Origin of the sequence: Streptomyces sp. NPDC001410, from assembly GCF_042895235.1 — a bacterium.
Lineage (GTDB): Bacteria > Actinomycetota > Actinomycetes > Streptomycetales > Streptomycetaceae > Streptomyces.
The window spans coordinates 120,333-134,678 of record NZ_JBIAWE010000012.1; the positions used below are offsets into that span (position 1 = coordinate 120,333).

Sequence of the window (14,346 nt, forward strand, 5' to 3'; positions counted from 1 at the left end):
AGGATCGGCCGCCGCGCTCACCACGTCGGCCGCGCCGACACCCCGCCGTCCACCACCAGATCGTGGCCGGTGATCCAGGAGGCGAGGGGCGAGGCGAGGAACACGCAGGCGTCGGCCACGTCCCGCGCACGGCCCAGGCGGCCGGTGGGGACGGCGTCGAGCCAGCGGCGTACGCCGTCCGGCCAGGCCTGGGCCAGGCCCTCCCGGTCGATGAGGCCCGGCGAGACCGAGTTGACGCGGATGCCGTGGGGACCGTACTCCAGGGCGGCCGCGCGGGCGTGCATGACGACGGCGGCCTTGGCGGCGCTGTAGTGGGCGTGGCCGGGGGCGGGCCGGCCGGCCTCGACGGAGGCGATGTGGATGATGGTGCCGCCGCCGTGCTCGCCCATGTGGGCGGCGGCGGCCTGGGTGCAGGCGAAGACGCTGCCGAGGTTGGTGTCGACCACCGTGCGCCACTGAACCGCCGTCATCCCGGCCAGCGGCTGGACGGGCTGGACGGCCGCGTTGTTGACGAGGGCCGTGAGGCGGCCGCCGGACCAATCGGTCGTCTCGCGGACCAGCCTGTGGCATGCCGCCTCGTCCGTCAGGTCCGCCCGCAGGACGACCGCCTCGCCGCCCAGCTCCCGGATGCGCGCGGCGACTTCACCGGCCGTCTGCACCGACGTACGGCAGTGCAGGGCCACCGCCGCGCCCTCCTCCGCGAAGCGCAGGGCGAGGGCGGAGCCGATGCCGCCGCCCGCGCCGGTCACCAGGGCGGTCTGTCCGTCGAGGAGGCTCATGGGCGGCACAGTTGCGCGATCCGGGCGGCCTCGGCCGGGTAACGCGCCGTGAGGTCCTCCGGGTCGCCGTGTTCGTAGCCCTCGTAGGTGAATCCGGGTGCCATCGTGCAGCCGAAGAAGGTCCAGGCGCCGCCGGGGGCCACCCGGGCGCCCATCCAGGTGCCGGCGGGCACGGTGAGCTGGAGGTGCTGGCCGTCCCGCAGTCCGGGGCCCAGGACGGCGCTACGGGTCGTGCCGTCGGGGGCGAGCAGCAGCAGGTGGAGCGGGTCGCCCAGGTAGTGGTGCCAGACCTCGTCGCTGGGGAGGCGGTGCAGGGCGCAGAAGTCGTCCGCGGTCAGCAGGGCCACTATGGCGGAGCCCTCGGGGCGGCCGTCCGGGCGCTCGGGTCCGGCCCAGGTGCGCCGGAACAGGCCGCCCTCGCGGGGGATCGGCTCCAGGTCGTAGTGGGCGATCAGCTCGTCAGGCGTGGTCACCCGGGAAGGCTACCTCCCGCTCCAGAAAGGCCAGTTGGGCACGCTTCTCGGGCAGGTACACGTCCGGGATGTCGATCTCGGGGAGGACCACCTCGGGGCCGCGCCGAAATCCCTGGCGTTCGAAGCGGGCGATCGCCTTGGTGTTGCGCACGTCCGGGTCGACCACGACCCGGCGGCGGTCCAGGTCCAGCAGGACGTACGACGTCATCGCGGTCAACAGGGCCGCGGTCCAGCCGGGTCGCGGGCCGCCCGCGGCGGCGGGCGCGAGAAGGAGGTGGACGCCGATGTCGCCGGGGCGGACCTCGTAGCACTCGCCGACCCGGTCGGCGTCGGGCTCGTAGGTCTGGAGCAGGGCGGCCGGTTCGCCGTCCTTGATGACGAGGTGGGCGTGGTGCGTGTCGAGGCCGGCCATGTGGGCGTAGATCTCGGCCACTTGGGCCCGGGTGAGGCCGGTCATGCCCCAGAACGCGGCGCGTTCGTCGCTCACCCAGGCGTGGACCACCTCCGCGTCGGCCGCCGGGTCGAGGGGGCGGATGCGGACGGTGCCGAAGCCGTCGATCACCTGTTCATGGACGCGCGGGTCAGACATCGGTCTCCTTCTCGAGGCGGTCCCAGTCGGTGACGACGGGAACGAGCTGCCCCCCGAGCCACAGGGGGAGTTGGTCACGGTGGTGCGGTGAGCCGGGGACTCCGGAGGCGCCGAAGGGCACCACCCACCGGCTGTCCTCACGGCGGGCCAGGTCCCAGACGAAACGGGCTGCCGGGCCGCGGGCCGCGAGGTCGGTCAGGCCGGGCACGGCGGAGGTGCACAGCACACAGTCGTGGTCGCCGGACAGGCCCGGTTCGTCGTACGACTCGTCGGGCAGCGCCCGCCAGGGGGCGAGGCGGTGGCCGGCGCCCCACGGGCCCGTCGGCGTCCCGGCGGCGACCTCCTCGACGGCGGCGCGTACGGCGGCGGGCCGGTCGATTCCGTACAACTCCTCGGCGCTCAGCAGGTGTTCGAGGGCGAAGCCGATGCGCGGGAGGAGGGCGAGCCAGGGGAGGAGGACCTCCGGGTAGGCGGGCACCTCGGTGAGCGCTTCGAACGCCGGGTGTGCGGCGAGCTGTCGTACGACCGCGCCGCGCACCGCCGAGTACGCCGCCGCGTCGGCGCTGTCCGCGTCCATGCGGCGGTTCCAGGCCAGGAGGCGGTCCTTGAGCCGGGCGGCCTCGGGGGTGAGGTCGTCGAGGCCGGCCAGGTGGTCCAGGAGGGGCGTGGCGGAGGCGAGGTGGGTGTCCATGTGGATCGCGGGCTGGTCGGCGGCGGACCAGGTGGGGCGCGCTTCGAGGAGGGTGCGGATGCGGGTGGCTCGGTGCGGTGGGGCGAACTCGGTGCCGAGGGGGGTGGCCGGGCCGCGCTGGTTGGCCATCACCGCGATCCCGTCGGTGAGGCCGGCTCGGGGCATCTCGTGCCAGCCGTGCCACTCGTGGCCGGGCCGCCAGGCGGGGACCAGGCGGGTGCGGTTGGCCTCCGAGCGGACGGGGACGCGGCCCGCGACTCGGTGCAGGGTGGCGCCCTCGGTGTCGGCTGCCTGTACGACGTTGACGGGCTCGGCCCAGGTGTCGAAGGCGGCGTCGATGTCGGCGACTCGGCGGGCTCGGAGGAGGGGGAGGAGGCTGCCGAAGCCGAGGTCTTCCGTGACGCGGGGTGGGTAGCGGAGGGCCAAGGCCGCGGTTGCCTCCGGCTGTGGCCGCGGGTCCGCCTCGGCTTCGCCATCGGCGGAGATCCGGTTCCCACCCGCACCACCCGTGCAGACTTCGTCGTCGGGTGCGGGTGGCCCCTGTGGGGCGTCCTCGTCGTCGGCGGCTCGCGGATCGTCGTTCGCGGGTTTCACCTCGGCTTCGCCGTCGGCGGCTCGCCGCGGTTCCGTGGTTTCCAAGCCCTCCGGGCCCCCGACGATCACCGGGCCCCGGGCCGTCTCGATGATCTCGATCTCCAGGGGGGCCTCCCCCGCGATCTCCACGGTCTCCGTGTGGCGTTGGGCGCGGTGCCAGGTGCCGTCGGGGCCGAGGGCCTCGACGCCCGCACCGGTGCGGCGGAGGCGTTCGCGGTAGAGGTCCTGGTAGTCGGCCATGGCGTTGGTGATGGACCAGGCGACCGTGCCGGTGTGGCCGAAGTGGGCGATGCCCGGGACTCCGGGTACGGCCAGGCCGACGACGTCGAACTCGGGGCAGGAGAGGCGGATCTGCTGGTAGACGCCGGGGTCCTCGATGAAGCGGTGGGGGTCGCCGGCGAGAAGAGGCAGGCCGGTGACCGTGCGGTCGCCCGAGAGGAGCCAGCCGTTGCTGCCCGCCGTGCCGGGGCCGTCGGTGGCGAACAGGCCGACCGCTTCCGGGCCGAGGTGCCGTATCGCCTCCTCGCGCCACAGCTTGGCCGGGAAGCCCGCGAAGAGGATGTGCGTGCCGAGCCAGATGCCGAGGGGGGTCCAGGGGTGCCAGGGGGTGGGGGTGAGGCCGGTCCGGGTGAACTCGGGGGCTCGGCGGGCGCCTTCCGCCAGGCCCTCGTTGACGCCGTCCACGTACGCCCGGACCCAGTCCGCCGTCTCCGGGTCCCGGCTGTCCAGCGCGGCGAAGCAGCGCCTCGCGGTGTCGTCGAGGCGGGCGCGGCGGGCGAAGACGTCCCAGGGCAGGGCGGCCGCGCCGAGGAAGGCGGCCGAGGTGCCCTGGGAGCGGTGCCGTTCGACCTCCAGTTGCCAGGCGCGGTCCAGGGCGGTGACACGGCCCTGGGCGTGGGAGAGGGCACGGACGTCGGCAGCGCGTAGGTGGGGGATGCCCCAGGCGTCGCGGTAGGTCTCGGTGGTCACCCTGGGACACCCCTTTGTTTTAGGTTAGCCTTGCCTAAGTATCTGTATCTGGTGCGGGAATCGTACGCGAGGGGTGGAGACGCGATGGGGCAGGGGCGGGGCTGGGAGGGAGCGGTCCTACGACTGCTGCGCGCCAAGGACTTCGTGTGCACGGTCACCGAGACCGAGGACGTCACCCCGCACTACCGGCGGCTGCGGCTGACCGACGGCGGGCTGCTCGCCGCGACCGGCGTCCACCCCACGATGTGGATACGCCTGTGGTTCTCCGACGCCGGCCGCCCGCACCAGCGGGCCTACACCCTGGTCGACCCGGACCCCGCGACCGGCACCTTCGGCCTGGAGTTCGCCCTTCATGACGGGTGCGCCGCCGACTGGGCGCGGGCCGCGCGGCCCGGGGACACCATCGAGGCGACCGTCCAGGGCACCGGGTTCCAGCATCCGGATCCCGCCCCCTCGCACGTCGTCGCCATCGGCGACCCGGCCTCGCTGCCCGCGATCAACTCCCTGCTCGGCGCCCTGGCTTCCGCCCCGGCGACGATCTGGTTCGAGGGCACCCTGGACGGCCTCCCCTGCCACGCCGACCCGGCCCGCCACGAGATCCGCGAGGTGCCCCGCCGCGACGCGGGCGCCCACCTCGCCGAACGGGTCCGCGCCGAGCTGCCCGTCGTACTCGACGGCACCCCCGACCCGTACGTCTGGATCGCCTGCGACACGGCCACCACCCGCACGCTGGCCGCTTACGTACGCAAGGAACTGGGCCTGCAGAAGACCCGGGTGCACGCCCTCGGGTACTGGCGCGCGTCCTGACGCCGCAGGCGCGATCATCGACCCATGGACGTCACTCTGCACCTCGCCCAGGACCCCGAGGCCGACGCGCTGCTCGGGCGCAGTCCGCTCGCCGCGCTGACCGGCATGCTGCTCGACCAGCAGGTTCCGATGGAGTGGGCGTTCAAGGGGCCGGCGACCATCGCCGGGCGGATGGGCGCCGAGGACCTGGACGCGCACGAGATCGCCGTCATGGATCCGGAGGCGTTCGCCGCGCTGCTCTCCGAGAAGCCCGCCGTGCACCGCTACCCGGGCTCGATGGCCAAGCGGATCCAGCAGCTGTGCCAGTACCTCGTCGACCACTACGACGGAGACGCCGAGCTGGTCTGGAAGGGCGTCGCGGACGGGAAGGAGCTGCTGAAGCGGCTCCAGGACCTGCCCGGGTTCGGCAAGCAGAAGGCGCAGATCTTCCTCGCACTGCTCGGCAAGCAGCTGGGCGTCGCACCCACGGGGTGGCGGGAGGCCGCCGGGGCCTACGGCGAGGCGAAGTCCTTCCGGTCCGTCGCCGACATCACCGGGCCCGAGTCACTGGCCAAGGTGCGCGCCCACAAGCAGGAGATGAAGGCGGCGGCCAAGGCCGCGAAGAGCGCAGGGAAGTAGGGCTCAGCCACCTGGCCCACCCAGGTGGCCGGACGAGCCCGGGCGGTCCAAGCATGGAGCATGACCGAGGCACCCGGCGGTGACCCCTCCTGGGGTCGCGAGTACGACGACCGCAACATCCACGCGGGTGGGGCCCCGCAGACGCACCACGAGCCCGAGCCGCCCTTCGAGGGCCCCCTGCACGCCCTGTCCCGGGCCGCCTGGCAGGTCGTCCTGCTCACCGGCATCGCCTCGCTGGTCCTGGGCATCCTCGTACTGATCTGGCCGGGCCCCTCCCTGGTCGTCGTGGGTGTCCTGTTCGGCGTCTACCTCCTCGTCAGCGGCATCTTCCAGCTGGTCTCCGCCTTCGGCACCCACCGGACGACCTCGCTGCGCGTGCTCGCCTTCATCAGCGGCGCCCTGTCGATCGTGCTGGGCCTGTTCTGCTTCCGCGGGCCGATGCAGTCGATCCTGCTGCTCGCCCTGTGGATCGGCATCAGCTGGGTGATCCGCGGGATCACCCAGACCGTGGCCGCCGCCTCCGACAACCGCATGCCCGCCCGGGGCTGGCAGATCTTCCTCGGGATCGTCACCTTCATCGCCGGGATCGTGCTGATCGACTCGCCGTTCAGGTCGGTCGCCGTGCTGACCCTGGTCGGCGGCTGGTGGCTGGTGGTCGTCGGCGTCGTGGAGATCGTCACCGCGTTCCGCGTCCGCGGCCGCGCCCAGCAGGTTCCGCACACGGTGTGATCCCCGTGGTACGGCACGGTGCGACCCCCTCGGTACGCCGAGCGGGCGAATCTCGCGGGCCGCGCGATGCGGTACGGCTGTTGGGCGGGCACAGAACCGCCGTGAGCAGGACCCCGAGCCCCACCCGGAGCCGTACCTGGCTGCGGGTGCTCGTGCTGCTCCTCGCCCTGTGGGTGCCCGGCGCCCATCTGCAGGCCCAGGCGGCGCCCACCCCGGCCCTGTCCGCCGAGACCGCCGAGCACGACGTCCTCGACACGCTGCTACGGCCGCCCGCGCGCGCCCTCCACCAGACCGACGCGCCCGAGCGCACCGCACCCCTGCCCGACCCGCCGGCGCCCGTCCGTCCGGCCCTGCGCCCGTGCCCCGCCGCACCCCGGCCGCCGTACGCCGTACCGCTGCTCCGGACGGTGGTCCTGCGCTGCTGACCGTGCCCTGCCCCCAGGACAGTCAGCTCGACGCAAGGAACCGACCATGCCCACAGACCCGTACGCGGTCCTGCGCGCCCTGCTGCGCGCGGAGGCCAGACGCAGCGCACCGCCCCAGCCGGAGCGGAAGAGCCCGCAACCACAGCAGCCGGCGGCGAAGGACGACGGCCACTGAGCCCCCGGCGGGGGCGGCCACCGCCTCCGCCGGTACGCCGACTCGCGATCCACAGCCTGTGCACAACGTCCGTTCAGCCCACCCCTTTCGAGCGAATCAGGCGCACGGGCGGGGAGCGTTTCGCTGTCGCTCATCTCCGGCCCCTGTTCCCGATAGACCCCGCTATGATCCGTTTCGACACGGCTTTTCCAGCGCCGCACTCCGTCGCCTTGGCTGCGCCCGGAACGTCTTGACCGGTAGGCTTTCCGTGTGATCTTCAAGCGCATCGGAAACGGCCGGCCGTACCCCGACCACGGCCGGGAAAGCACCCGGCAGTGGGCGGACGTCGCGCCGCGCCCGGTCCGCCTCGATCAGCTCGTGACGACCAAGGGGCAGCTCGACCTGGAGACCCTGCTGGCCGAGGACTCGACGTTCTACGGCGACCTCTTCGCGCACGTCGTGAAGTGGCAGGGCGACCTGTACCTGGAGGACGGCCTCCACCGCGCGGTCCGCGCAGCCCTCCAGCAGCGCCAGGTGCTGCACGCGCGCGTGCTCGAACTCGACTGACCGCGGCACGACACGGCGTTGACCCTTTCGGGTTCCGCTGAGCGGCGTCTACTGATCATCTAATAGGCATCGCCGCCCAGGCGCACTACGCTGCGCCCATGAGCATGCTGACTCCCCCCGGCATGGGCGGCCAGTACCGGATCACGGGGGACAAATACCCTCGGATGCGCCCTCCCCGGCGACGCGGCAGGCTCGTGTTCGCCGTAGTGGCGTCCGTCGCCGTGCTCGGCCTGATCGGCTGGGGCACGCTGCAGCTCATCGACGTCTTCACCGGCGGCGACAAGAAGACCTCGGCGTCCGGCACCAAGGCGCACTGCCGCACGAAGGCGACCACCACCGCCCAGGTGAAGGCGCTGCCCCAGCCCGGCGAGATCACCGTGAACGTCTACAACGCCACCGCGCGCACCGGGCTCGCCAAGAGCACCGCGGACGAGCTGAAGAAGCGCGGCTTCAAGATCGGCGACGTGGGCAACGCGTCCAAGGAGTTCGACAAGAAGGTCAAGGGCGCCGGGATACTCCTCGGCCCCGCCGCCGCGCTGAACACCTCGCTGCCGGTGCTCGCCACCCAACTGCCCGCCGCCGAACACCGCACCGACGCGGCCCGCAAGGGCACCGACCTCGACCTGATCATCGGTGACGGCTTCAAGACCCTCACCCAGCGAACGGCCGCCGACCAGGCCCTGGCCGTGCTGACCAACCCCGAGCCGGCGGCTTCGACGAAGAAGGGCTGCTGAGGGCCGACCTCCCCTGCGGCGCCCCGCGGCGAGCGCCTACTCGGCCGCGCCGTACAGCCGGTCCCCCGCGTCCCCGAGCCCGGGCACGATGTACCCGTGCTCGTTGAGGTGATCGTCGACGGCCGCCGTGACGACCGTCACCGGCGTCCCCGCCAGCTCGCGCTCCATGACCTCGACGCCCTCGGGCGCGGCGAGCAGGACCACCGCGGTCACATCGTCCGCACCGCGCTTGATCAGCTCCTGGATGGCCGCGACCAGCGTGCCGCCGGTGGCCAGCATCGGGTCCAGCACGTACACCTGGCGGCCCGAGAGGTCCTCAGGCATGCGCGAGGCGTACGTGGAGGCCTGCAGCGTCTCCTCGTTGCGGATCATGCCCAGGAAGCCCACCTCGGCGGTCGGCAGCAGCCGGACCATGCCGTCCAGCATGCCGAGACCGGCGCGCAGGATCGGCACGACCAGCGGACGCGGGCGAGCGAGCTTGACGCCGGTGGTCTGCGCGACCGGCGTCCGGACGTCGACCTGCTCGGTGCGCACGTCCCGCGTGGCCTCGTAGGCGAGCAGGGTGACCAGTTCGTCGGCGAGCCGCCGGAAGGTCGCGGAGTCGGTGCGCTGGTCGCGCAGCGTGGTGAGCTTGTGGGCGACCAGGGGGTGGTCGACGACGTGGAGACGCATGCCCCTAACAGTAGCCGCGCTCGGTGGCGCCTCGCTCTGGCATCAAACCGCCCGTCCGAGGGAAAGTGGGAGGGACGGACCGGGGGTGGTGTGACTGTGCCTGACCTGCCTGACCGTAAGACCGACGCCGCCGAGAACGCCGTAGGGCCGGAACAGCCCGAGACCGACGCCGAGCGCCGGCGCCGCCGCGCCCAGTTCCTGCGCGAACTCGCCGAGGCCCGCGCGCTGCGTGAACGCGTTCAGCCCCGACGCGCCAAGGCCGCCCGACTGCGCCACGCCATGCGCATGCGGACCTTCCGCTGGTAGGCGAAGCCCGGTGAACGGGCGACGTCAAGGTGAGATCCGGGTGAGGAAGATCCGTGCCGGCTCCGGCGTTTGGGCGGTGGGCCGTGCGTGGGCGTTTGGAAAAGCCGCGTACGATCCGCAGGTGGCGGCAACGAGTGCGCTGGTGAGTCCTTTTCCCCCGGGATGCGGACACACGATCAAAACAGCCAGACACAGGGAGCCGAAGACGTCCCCTGAACGCCTTGTTTCTGCCACGATTCCGAGTGGGTGGGGCTCGGAGCACAGCTCTCCCCGCCCAGAACCTCCGCCGGGGGGACCCCCAACCGGCACGCCTATGACCAGTGGGAGAGTCACGGTGTACTTCGCCGCACTGCTCGCGCGCACCGAAGACGGGTGGGAAGCGAGCGACACAGAGCTGGACGATGTGGAGACCCTGTCGGATCTGGCCGACCTGGCCCGGGAAGCCTCTCCCGACGAGGACACGGTGTTCGTCCTGATCGAACAGGAGGACTCCTGGTTCGGTCTCGTCCGCGTGGACGGCGAGGAGGACCCTCGCATCTTCGTCTCCGACGCGGCCGCCGCCGCCCGCAGCGCCTACGGTGAGCTGCTGCTCACCGACGAGCTGCTCGGCCGGGATCCCGGTGCCGACGACGGCACCGACGTGGACTCCCTGGACCTCGACGGCACCGAGGACGGCGAGTCCGAGGACGAGGACGACGACGAGGAGACCGCCGCCGCCGGCGCGGTGCCGCACGGCCCGGTGGGCGACGGCAGCATCCTCGACGACCTGGGCGTCAGCGAGAAGGAACTGCGCGGCCTGGACCCGAACGAGGCGCTGGCCGAGATCGCCGAGGCCCTGGGCGCCTCGGAGGTGCTGGAGACCGTCCGCTGACCGCTTCGCACACGGAAGGCGCGCCGGACCCGGTACGCGACCGCTGGCGGGCCGCGATGCGGCTCGCCCTGGACGAGGCCGAGCTGGCCGTCCGGGGCGGGGACGTCCCCGTCGGCGCCGTCGTGCTGTCCCCGGACGGTGCGACGGTGCTCGGGGCCGGGCACAACGAGCGCGAGGCCACCGGCGACCCCACGGCCCACGCCGAGATCCTTGCGATCCGGCAGGCCGCGGCCAGGCTCGGCGAGTGGCGGCTGACCGGCTGCACGCTGGTGGTCACCCTGGAGCCCTGCACGATGTGCGCGGGCGCGCTCGTGCAGTCCCGCGTGGACCGGGTGGTCTACGGCGCCCGCGACGACAAGGCGGGGGCGGCCGGCTCCCTCTGGGACGTCGTACGCGACCGGCGGCTCAATCACCGGCCCGAGGTGATCGAGGGCGTCCTGGCCGAGGACTGCGCCCGGATACTCACGGAGTTTTTCCGAGGCCGCTGAATACCGATTTCAAACCATGCCCCACCTTGCTGTAAGGTCTCCCTCGGTAGCGTGTCCGAGCGGCCGAAGGAGCTCGCCTCGAAAGCGAGTGTGGCGCAAGTCACCGAGGGTTCAAATCCCTCCGCTACCGCTGTAGAAGGGCCCCGTCGCGAGACGGGGCCCTTCGTGCATGACCGGGCAGGGCCCGGCAAAGAACCTCGGCGGGCGGGCCGTTGGTCCCCACAGGGGGCGTGAAGGTTACACTCGCCGCCGGCAACAGGGGTCCCACGGGGCACACAGGCACAGGGGAGGCCGCGGTGACGGTGAACGCCAAGAAGATCGCCGTGTACGTGCTCGTGGTCTTCGCGCTGTACGTGATCATCACGGATCCGGCCAGGGCGGCCGACTACGTCCAGATAGCCTTCGAGGGCATATCGGACGCGGCCAAGGCCATAGGTGACTTCATGACCTGGCTCGCCAACGGAGCAAAGAGCTGAGCGGAAAGCCGAGAGAGCTGAGGTACGCCCCATGATCCGCCACCTGGTCCTCTTCAAGCTCAACGAGGGCGTCGAGCGCGACGATCCGCGGGTCGTCGAGGGCGTCGCCGCCTTCCGGGCGCTCGGCGGCCAGATCGAGGAGCTGCGCTTCTGGGAGTGCGCCTGGAACATCAGCGACCGGCCGATCGCCTACGACTTCGCGATCAACTCGGCGGTCGAGGACACGGACGCCCTCAAGCGCTACCTGGAGCATCCGGCCCATCAGGCGGGTGTCGCACTGTGGCGGGAGTTCGCCACGTGGGTGATCGCCGACTACGAGTTCTGAGTCCCTCGCTCCGGGAGCCCTCCGCCGGGAACGGCGGGGGGCTTTCGTGCGTCTTGAGACCCAACTTGGCGCCGTCTGACCACAACACGGTGCTATCCGGTGCTTGCACACAGTGCACATGTCTTGTGATGCTATGACCGCTTTTGACGGATGATTGACCGATGAAGAGGTGGCGTTGACCGTGTCGGCCAGTACTGCGCCGCCCCAGGACGAGGCGCCCGCCCCAGCCCCCGCCTCCGTTCCTCCCGGCCCCGCCACAGCCCCTCCCGCCCCCGAGAAGCGCCGCGGCGCCGACACCCGCGCCCTGACCCAGGTGCTCTTCGGCGAGCTGAAGGACCTCAGGCCGGGCACCCCGGAGCACAACCGCGTACGGGGAGCGCTCATCGAGGCCAACCTCCCGCTCGTGCGCTACGCGGCGGCCCGCTTCCGCTCGCGCAACGAGCCGATGGAGGACGTCATCCAGGTCGGCACCATCGGCCTGATCAACGCCATCGACCGCTTCGACCCCGACCGGGGCGTGCAGTTCCCGACCTTCGCGATGCCGACCGTCGTGGGCGAGATCAAGCGGTACTTCCGGGACAACGTCCGCACGGTCCACGTACCGCGCCGGCTGCACGAGCTGTGGGTGCAGGTCAACAGCGCCACCGAGGACCTCACGACGGCCTTCGGGCGCCAGCCGTCGACCGCCGAGATCGCCGAGCGCCTGCGGATCAGCGAGGACGAGGTGCTCTCCTGCATCGAGGCCGGGCGGTCGTACCACGCGACCTCCCTGGAGGCCGCACAGGAGGGCGACGGGCTGCCGGGCCTGCTGGACCGCATCGGCTACGAGGACCCCGCCCTGGACGGCGTGGAACACCGCGACCTGGTCCGCCATCTCCTCGTCCAACTCCCCGAACGCGAACAGAGAATCCTTCTTCTGCGCTACTACAGCAATCTCACTCAGTCTCAGATCAGCGCGGAACTCGGTGTGTCCCAGATGCACGTCTCCCGACTACTCGCACGTAGCTTCCAGCGGCTGCGTTCCGCGAATCGGATCGAGGCATAACAGGCGCACGGGGGCACAGCTCGGAACACACCAGCTCGCAGCGGTTCGCAAGCAGGATCGATCGGTAACCGGTGAGAGCGAATCGCTCACCAGGGCGGTTCCCGACAGTTGTGCGCCGAAAAACCGTCAGACCCCTTCTTTCCAGGGCCGATTCGCATCTCGCATGTCGACATGTCACTACAGCGTGTTGCCGACATGTGACATTCTGCGGGAAGCGCGTTTGCCGGACCTCCTGCTCCGGTATTCAGGTGAAGGCTGCGTTGCTCGAAAGGCATCGCCGCCGCGACCGTCCCGCGACCCAAAGGGGGTGGCATGTCCGCAGACCAGGGCAGCTCGAAGGTGCTCACGCCCACGAGCGAGGCAGCGCCCAAGCAGCTCGACGCCATCGACGTGCTCGACGACGTCACGTCACTCGAGACCGTGCCGGCCCCGCCCGTCCAGGCCCCCGATGCCGCACCGGCCGTCCCGGCCACGGCGGACATCGACACCCGCACCCTGTCCCGCTCCCTGTTCCTGCGGCTCGCCGCACTCGACGAGAACAGCCCCGAGCGCGCCTACGTCCGGGACACCCTGATCGAGCTGAACCTCCCGCTCGTGCGCTACGCGGCGGCCCGCTTCCGCTCGCGCAACGAGCCGATGGAGGACATCGTCCAGGTCGGCACCATCGGCCTGATCAAGGCGATCGACCGCTTCGACTGCGAACGGGGCGTGGAGTTCCCGACGTTCGCGATGCCGACGGTCGTGGGCGAGATCAAGCGCTTCTTCCGCGACACCTCGTGGTCGGTGCGGGTCCCGCGCCGGCTCCAGGAGCTGCGCCTGGCCCTCACCAAGGCCAGCGACGAGCTGTCCCAGAAGCTGGACCGCTCCCCGACGGTGACCGAACTGGCCGCGGTCCTCGGCGTCTCCGAGGAGGACGTGGTCGACGGCCTCGCGGTCGGCAACGCCTACACCGCCTCCTCGCTCGACTCCCCGGCCCCCGAGGACGACGGCGGCGAGGGCTCCCTGGCGGACCGGCTCGGCTACGAGGACACCGCGCTGGAGGGCGTGGAGTACCGCGAGTCCCTCAAGCCCCTGCTGGCCAAGCTGCCGCCCCGGGAGCGCCGGATCATCATGCTGCGCTTCTTCGCCAACATGACCCAGTCCCAGATCGGCGAGGAGGTCGGCATCTCCCAGATGCACGTCTCCCGCCTGCTGACCCGCACCCTGGCCCAGCTGCGCGAGGGGCTCATCTCGGACTGAGGCTTCCTATCTGACGAAGCGTCAGCCACCATGGCCGGATGCTTCGTACCCGGATGATTCGTCCCCGGACGCTTCGCACGACGACATGGACACAGGGCCGCCGAGGCGCCGTCACGGCAGCGTCGGCGGCCGTCGTGTGTCTGGGCGTGGCCCTGGCCGCGTGCGGGGGCGGGGGCCGGGACGGATACGTGGCGGTGGGCGGCGTACCGAGCCCGGCAGGTTCGCCAGGGGCACCGACGGGAGCGGTACGGATGGTCCCGCTGGACGAGCCGACCGCGGCCGCGGTCTCCAACTCACCGTCGAGCACGGCGCCTTCGGGTCCGCCCTCGGATGCGACTCCGCCAAGCACCCCGTCGACCGACGGGAGCACCACACCCGATCCCGCGGACACCTCACCGAGCAGCACCGGCGAGGGCACGACCGCCCCGGGGCAGCCGCCGCCCCCCACCCCAACTCCCAGCCGCACCAGGCCTCCCGCACCCGCCGACCTCAGCTGGGGCGACCCCTCGCAAAAGGACACGGACGAGCGGTGGTGCGAGAAGGTGACCGTCGGCTTTCACAACTCCGGCGGTACGGCGGTGCGTTCGGGCACGGTGACGTTCGGGACGCACATCATCGGCGCGCTCGGCATCGACTGGGGGACGGTCGAGTCGACCGTGGACCTCCCGGTGCCGATCGGACCGAAGGCGCGCACGGACCACACCTGGACGGTGTGCGTCGACGCCTGGCGCGTCCCGCTGGGCATGCACATCGAGACGCGGGACATGTCCGTCCAGTGGAGCGAATGACCCCCGC

20 protein-coding genes and 1 tRNA gene are annotated in these 14,346 nt (G+C 71.8%); 16 read left to right on the forward strand and 5 right to left on the reverse strand.

All coding sequences use genetic code 11. The features are described 5' to 3' along the window. Positions 1–17 precede the first annotated feature (17 nt). Genes ACFY3C_RS26375 through ACFY3C_RS26390 form a run of 4 tightly spaced genes read right to left on the reverse strand, consistent with a single transcriptional unit; the run spans position 18 to position 4,095 of the window. The gene (locus ACFY3C_RS26375) at positions 18–779 is read right to left on the reverse strand and encodes an SDR family NAD(P)-dependent oxidoreductase (protein WP_390772479.1); all 762 of its coding nucleotides are present in this window, start codon (positions 777–779) and stop codon (positions 18–20) included. Continuing rightward, on the reverse strand, positions 776–1,252 hold the full coding sequence (locus ACFY3C_RS26380; protein ID WP_390772480.1) for a cupin domain-containing protein: 477 nt from the start codon (positions 1,250–1,252) through the stop codon (positions 776–778). The genes ACFY3C_RS26375 and ACFY3C_RS26380 overlap by 4 nt, the downstream gene beginning before the upstream one ends. Further along, on the reverse strand, positions 1,239–1,841 hold the full coding sequence (locus ACFY3C_RS26385; protein ID WP_390772481.1) for a GNAT family N-acetyltransferase: 603 nt from the start codon (positions 1,839–1,841) through the stop codon (positions 1,239–1,241). Before ACFY3C_RS26385 ends, ACFY3C_RS26380 begins: the two co-directional genes overlap by 14 nt. Then, positions 1,834–4,095 (reverse strand): penicillin acylase family protein, encoded by a 2,262-nt coding sequence (locus ACFY3C_RS26390; protein WP_390772482.1) that lies wholly within the window; start codon positions 4,093–4,095, stop codon positions 1,834–1,836. Before ACFY3C_RS26390 ends, ACFY3C_RS26385 begins: the two co-directional genes overlap by 8 nt. An 84-nt stretch (positions 4,096–4,179) precedes the next feature. On the opposite strand from ACFY3C_RS26390, the gene ACFY3C_RS26395 reads away from it, so the two are divergent. The 7 genes from ACFY3C_RS26395 to ACFY3C_RS26425 all read left to right on the forward strand — a co-directional run bounded on the left by ACFY3C_RS26395 (position 4,180) and on the right by ACFY3C_RS26425 (position 8,129). Beyond that, complete coding sequence (locus ACFY3C_RS26395; RefSeq protein ID WP_386580352.1) at positions 4,180–4,902, forward strand: siderophore-interacting protein; 723 nt, start codon at positions 4,180–4,182, stop codon at positions 4,900–4,902. A 24-nt stretch (positions 4,903–4,926) separates the two neighbouring features. After that, positions 4,927–5,520 (forward strand): HhH-GPD-type base excision DNA repair protein, encoded by a 594-nt coding sequence (locus ACFY3C_RS26400; protein WP_390772483.1) that lies wholly within the window; start codon positions 4,927–4,929, stop codon positions 5,518–5,520. Between the two features lie 60 nt (positions 5,521–5,580). Next, entirely contained in the window at positions 5,581–6,249 is a 669-nt protein-coding gene (locus tag ACFY3C_RS26405; RefSeq protein ID WP_390772484.1) for an HdeD family acid-resistance protein, read from the forward strand. Between the two features lie 101 nt (positions 6,250–6,350). Beyond that, positions 6,351–6,674, forward strand: a complete 324-nt coding sequence (locus ACFY3C_RS26410; protein ID WP_390772485.1) for a hypothetical protein — start codon at positions 6,351–6,353, stop codon at positions 6,672–6,674. Positions 6,675–6,720: 46 nt separating this feature from the next. Beyond that, positions 6,721–6,849 carry a hypothetical protein gene (locus ACFY3C_RS26415; protein ID WP_390772486.1) on the forward strand — a complete coding sequence of 43 codons (129 nt, stop codon included), beginning with the start codon at positions 6,721–6,723 and terminating at the stop codon, positions 6,847–6,849. A gap of 249 nt (positions 6,850–7,098) precedes the next feature. After that, positions 7,099–7,395, forward strand: a complete 297-nt coding sequence (locus ACFY3C_RS26420; protein WP_003999914.1) for a type II toxin-antitoxin system VapB family antitoxin — start codon at positions 7,099–7,101, stop codon at positions 7,393–7,395. 98 nt (positions 7,396–7,493) lie between these two features. Continuing rightward, positions 7,494–8,129 (forward strand): LytR C-terminal domain-containing protein, encoded by a 636-nt coding sequence (locus ACFY3C_RS26425; RefSeq protein WP_390772487.1) that lies wholly within the window; start codon positions 7,494–7,496, stop codon positions 8,127–8,129. Between the two features lie 36 nt (positions 8,130–8,165). Here the strand turns inward: ACFY3C_RS26425 and upp are convergent, their stop codons facing one another. Beyond that, positions 8,166–8,801, reverse strand: a complete 636-nt coding sequence (upp, locus tag ACFY3C_RS26430) for a uracil phosphoribosyltransferase (RefSeq protein WP_386580343.1) — start codon at positions 8,799–8,801, stop codon at positions 8,166–8,168. A 105-nt stretch (positions 8,802–8,906) separates the two neighbouring features. Between upp and ACFY3C_RS26435 the strand changes: the two genes are divergently transcribed. The 9 genes from ACFY3C_RS26435 to ACFY3C_RS26475 all read left to right on the forward strand — a co-directional run bounded on the left by ACFY3C_RS26435 (position 8,907) and on the right by ACFY3C_RS26475 (position 14,339). After that, positions 8,907–9,107 carry a hypothetical protein gene (locus tag ACFY3C_RS26435; protein WP_386580524.1) on the forward strand — a complete coding sequence of 67 codons (201 nt, stop codon included), beginning with the start codon at positions 8,907–8,909 and terminating at the stop codon, positions 9,105–9,107. A gap of 334 nt (positions 9,108–9,441) precedes the next feature. Then, complete coding sequence (locus tag ACFY3C_RS26440) at positions 9,442–9,978, forward strand: hypothetical protein (protein ID WP_386580522.1); 537 nt, start codon at positions 9,442–9,444, stop codon at positions 9,976–9,978. A 56-nt stretch (positions 9,979–10,034) separates the two neighbouring features. Further along, complete coding sequence (gene tadA, locus ACFY3C_RS26445; RefSeq protein ID WP_390772488.1) at positions 10,035–10,466, forward strand: tRNA adenosine(34) deaminase TadA; 432 nt, start codon at positions 10,035–10,037, stop codon at positions 10,464–10,466. 45 nt (positions 10,467–10,511) lie between these two features. Next, positions 10,512–10,596: transfer RNA gene (locus ACFY3C_RS26450), tRNA-Ser, on the forward strand. Positions 10,597–10,762: 166 nt separating this feature from the next. Continuing rightward, positions 10,763–10,942, forward strand: a complete 180-nt coding sequence (locus ACFY3C_RS26455) for a hypothetical protein (protein ID WP_386580340.1) — start codon at positions 10,763–10,765, stop codon at positions 10,940–10,942. A gap of 31 nt (positions 10,943–10,973) precedes the next feature. Continuing rightward, the gene (locus ACFY3C_RS26460) at positions 10,974–11,267 is read left to right on the forward strand and encodes a Dabb family protein (RefSeq protein ID WP_386580338.1); all 294 of its coding nucleotides are present in this window, start codon (positions 10,974–10,976) and stop codon (positions 11,265–11,267) included. 175 nt (positions 11,268–11,442) lie between these two features. Continuing rightward, a complete protein-coding gene (locus ACFY3C_RS26465) occupies positions 11,443–12,312 on the forward strand; it encodes an RNA polymerase sigma factor SigF (RefSeq protein ID WP_386580520.1) in 870 nt (289 codons plus the stop codon). Between the two features lie 312 nt (positions 12,313–12,624). Further along, on the forward strand, positions 12,625–13,551 hold the full coding sequence (locus tag ACFY3C_RS26470) for an RNA polymerase sigma factor SigF (RefSeq protein WP_386580337.1): 927 nt from the start codon (positions 12,625–12,627) through the stop codon (positions 13,549–13,551). A gap of 251 nt (positions 13,552–13,802) precedes the next feature. Continuing rightward, positions 13,803–14,339, forward strand: coding sequence for a hypothetical protein (locus ACFY3C_RS26475; protein ID WP_390772489.1), 537 nt, complete (start codon positions 13,803–13,805; stop codon positions 14,337–14,339). The last annotated feature ends 7 nt before the right edge of the window (positions 14,340–14,346 follow it).

Bases quoted from the DNA above. Each gene is read 5' to 3' on its own strand.
- upp (WP_386580343.1), bottom strand. From the start codon at position 8,801: ATGCGTCTCCACGTCGTCGACCACCCCCTGGTCGCCCACAAGCTCACC.
- ACFY3C_RS26415 (WP_390772486.1), top strand. From the start codon at position 6,721: ATGCCCACAGACCCGTACGCGGTCCTGCGCGCCCTGCTGCGCGCGGAG.
- ACFY3C_RS26400 (WP_390772483.1), top strand. From the start codon at position 4,927: ATGGACGTCACTCTGCACCTCGCCCAGGACCCCGAGGCCGACGCGCTG.
- ACFY3C_RS26470 (WP_386580337.1), top strand. From the start codon at position 12,625: ATGTCCGCAGACCAGGGCAGCTCGAAGGTGCTCACGCCCACGAGCGAG.
- tadA (WP_390772488.1), top strand. From the start codon at position 10,035: ATGCGGCTCGCCCTGGACGAGGCCGAGCTGGCCGTCCGGGGCGGGGAC.
- ACFY3C_RS26405 (WP_390772484.1), top strand. From the start codon at position 5,581: ATGACCGAGGCACCCGGCGGTGACCCCTCCTGGGGTCGCGAGTACGAC.
- ACFY3C_RS26395 (WP_386580352.1), top strand. From the start codon at position 4,180: ATGGGGCAGGGGCGGGGCTGGGAGGGAGCGGTCCTACGACTGCTGCGC.
- ACFY3C_RS26475 (WP_390772489.1), top strand. From the start codon at position 13,803: ATGGTCCCGCTGGACGAGCCGACCGCGGCCGCGGTCTCCAACTCACCG.
- ACFY3C_RS26460 (WP_386580338.1), top strand. From the start codon at position 10,974: ATGATCCGCCACCTGGTCCTCTTCAAGCTCAACGAGGGCGTCGAGCGC.
- ACFY3C_RS26385 (WP_390772481.1), bottom strand. From the start codon at position 1,841: ATGTCTGACCCGCGCGTCCATGAACAGGTGATCGACGGCTTCGGCACC.
- ACFY3C_RS26375 (WP_390772479.1), bottom strand. From the start codon at position 779: ATGAGCCTCCTCGACGGACAGACCGCCCTGGTGACCGGCGCGGGCGGC.
- ACFY3C_RS26425 (WP_390772487.1), top strand. From the start codon at position 7,494: ATGAGCATGCTGACTCCCCCCGGCATGGGCGGCCAGTACCGGATCACG.